The sequence below is a fragment of the Candidatus Magnetominusculus dajiuhuensis genome, from assembly GCF_046044395.1.
GTDB classification, from domain to species: Bacteria; Nitrospirota; Thermodesulfovibrionia; order Thermodesulfovibrionales; family Magnetobacteriaceae; genus Magnetominusculus; species Magnetominusculus dajiuhuensis.
In genome coordinates, this window is record NZ_JBJUSG010000216.1 from 1 (window position 1) to 2,373 (window position 2,373).

Annotated in this window: 4 protein-coding genes; 1 reads left to right on the forward strand and 3 read right to left on the reverse strand. The window is 45.4% G+C overall.

The genetic code is table 11. The features are described 5' to 3' along the window. Positions 1–195 precede the first annotated feature (195 nt). Together AB7D94_RS16965 and AB7D94_RS16970 are read right to left on the reverse strand one after the other, a co-directional pair. A complete protein-coding gene (locus tag AB7D94_RS16965; RefSeq protein ID WP_420267252.1) occupies positions 196–945 on the reverse strand; it encodes a DsbC family protein in 750 nt (249 codons plus the stop codon). A 23-nt stretch (positions 946–968) separates the two neighbouring features. After that, the gene (locus AB7D94_RS16970; protein ID WP_420267253.1) at positions 969–1,265 is read right to left on the reverse strand and encodes a hypothetical protein; all 297 of its coding nucleotides are present in this window, start codon (positions 1,263–1,265) and stop codon (positions 969–971) included. A 217-nt stretch (positions 1,266–1,482) separates the two neighbouring features. Between AB7D94_RS16970 and AB7D94_RS16975 the strand changes: the two genes are divergently transcribed. After that, positions 1,483–1,665, forward strand: coding sequence for a ribbon-helix-helix domain-containing protein (locus AB7D94_RS16975; RefSeq protein WP_420267254.1), 183 nt, complete (start codon positions 1,483–1,485; stop codon positions 1,663–1,665). Between the two features lie 51 nt (positions 1,666–1,716). Here AB7D94_RS16975 and AB7D94_RS16980 read toward each other — a convergent pair whose 3' ends face one another. Beyond that, a complete protein-coding gene (locus AB7D94_RS16980) occupies positions 1,717–2,055 on the reverse strand; it encodes a hypothetical protein (protein WP_420267255.1) in 339 nt (112 codons plus the stop codon). Positions 2,056–2,373: the final 318 nt, after the last annotated feature.

The window sequence follows — 2,373 nt, forward strand, 5'->3', positions numbered from 1 at the left end:
TCGTAGGCTGGAATGACAGACTTGAAAAAATATAGTTACTTTTATGAACGCAACCTGGTATTACTTCTTTGACAGCAGCATGGTATTGAGCGCTGAGCGCGGTAGAACATTGGTGGCACTTCTGAGGGGGTGTCTGGACACCGCTTAGGGTGCGGTGTCCAGAAAGTCGCCTGCGCAGGCTATGGGTTGGGAGCTTTATTTTCTGGGTTGCTCATCCTTAGGTTCGGTTGCGGTCTTATCATCGGAAAGCAATTTTTCGATAAGAGGCATGTTTGCCCCATCAACAAATGTTCCCTCAATAATCAGCAGAGGCGTACCGGTAACTCCTGCGCCGTCGCCAACAGTCTTGTGCTCTTTGAGCAGTTCATCAACCTTTGGATCACTGCAAAGTTCAAGTGTGTCATTGTCATGTTTACCGGCCATCACATCCTCAAGGGCCTTTTTCTTGTCAGCGGAGCAGAGAATATACTTAGCCTTCTCGGCCGCCTTAGGGTGAAGCTGCGGTATTGGAAACAAAAAGACATACCTTGTAACATCGCTGCGTGTTGCAAGATATGCCCCGACTTTTCTGCAAAATGGACAATCCGGGTCAGTGAACTCAACCACGGTCTTCTTGCCGTTTCCAATCTTCAGCGCCTTATCAAGAGGTATATTTTTGAGCTTCACCTCTCTTAACTGGCGCTTCCTATCGGCAGTAATGCTCTTCTTTTCCTTAGGCGAAACTATCTCTCCGAAAATCAAATAGCCGGTTACAGGATCAAAATAAACAATCTCATTTCCTTTAACTACCTCGTAAAGCCCCTTTATCGGACTCTCTTTAACACTATCCGGCTTTACATCAGGGAATATCTCCTTGATCTTATCCTCTACCGGGTCGGCCCACACCGTCTGGACGCACATAACACACAACAACACGCTCAAAAGCACTAACAACTTTTTTGACATATACCTTCTCCTTATGTTTTTGACTAGTTTAATATACCCGCAGACTTCTTTATCTGCTGAAGCCTGTCCATTATGTCGTCCTGAAGCTCTTTCATTCTATCCAGGTTGCTCCACGCCGAAAGGATAAGCCAATTCAGCGAATGGTCAATAGCATCCTCAGCAACCCCCCTCCCGGACAGTCGCCGCAAAACATCAAACGCCGTTGCGGCATCCTTGAAAGTGCCGCCAAAGTGGTTATACTCATTGCCATCACGCCGCCCGTCAGCAACTTCCTTTCGCCCGTCGGCACCTTCTTTTCCATCCATTGAGCGGGTATCCATATCCATACCTCCTAATCTCCGAGATCACCATCTCACCACTCCGAGACCACTATCTCACCACCCATAAGACGCACCCTTTGGATGCACACCCAGAGAAGCAAGATATATTACAATCCCACGTGTTTATCTTACATTCTTTGTTTTTTAAAAGTCAAGCATTTTTTCCTGATATATTTTTTTCTTGAAAATAAATCCTTCTTTCTGGTATAATTTAGTCATGGCTCGTGAGAGAGATGGTGTGCAAAGGGAGACGTTCTCAACACGGTTGAACCCGGAACTCCTGAAAAAATTGAAGTACCTCGCCGTGGAGGAAGGTAAAAAGCTCAACGAGTTAATCGAAGAGGCCGTTGCCCTGCTGCTTGCGGATTACAAAAGGCGAAAAGGCAGACTGTTCGATTAAGCCAGTGTCTTGCTTAAAAGTAAATATCTTGCTTACAGAGGAATATCCTGTTTACAGGCTGCCTGAACATATTATAACATCAGGCCGTTCGTAGATGGGCGTCTTGATTTCGGTGTTGCTCCAATCTGGTATCTCAGATAATGGAACGCCGGCGGTGTAATCCATATCCTCGTATTTCTTGAATTCGTCGTACTGCAGGGCAATGGACAGGGTTGCGGCGGCTTTCTCCTTAGGGTTGTTCACGTCATACGGCGTCTTATAATCTATATTAAAGACGTTATTTGATTGAAGAAGGATTCCCTCTTCCTTTTCTGTCCCCGGAATAATAAGATAAAACTTAGGCTCAGACACATACTGAGGGCGGACAAGCAGGTATGTCTTTCTCTTCATATCATCGTCTCCACGAGGGGATTCTAACACATAATCCCACGTTAAATCAAGCCGAATTGCCTCACGAAAAATCTACACGAAAGAGAATCTGGCAGGGGACGGCCAATTATTTAAAACTCATATCTTACTTGCACGTAGATGTTGTCGTTCTTACTGAATTGTCCAAACTGGGTCCAGTTTTTGGCCCCGCCGAAGATATTGGCTCCTACCGCCGCCCATATGTGGTCTGTAAAGTTATATTTTGTCTCAGGATTAATAAAATAATCGTAAGCGTCAAGAAAACCCCATCTTTACAGTGGGGGTAGCAGATGTCATAAT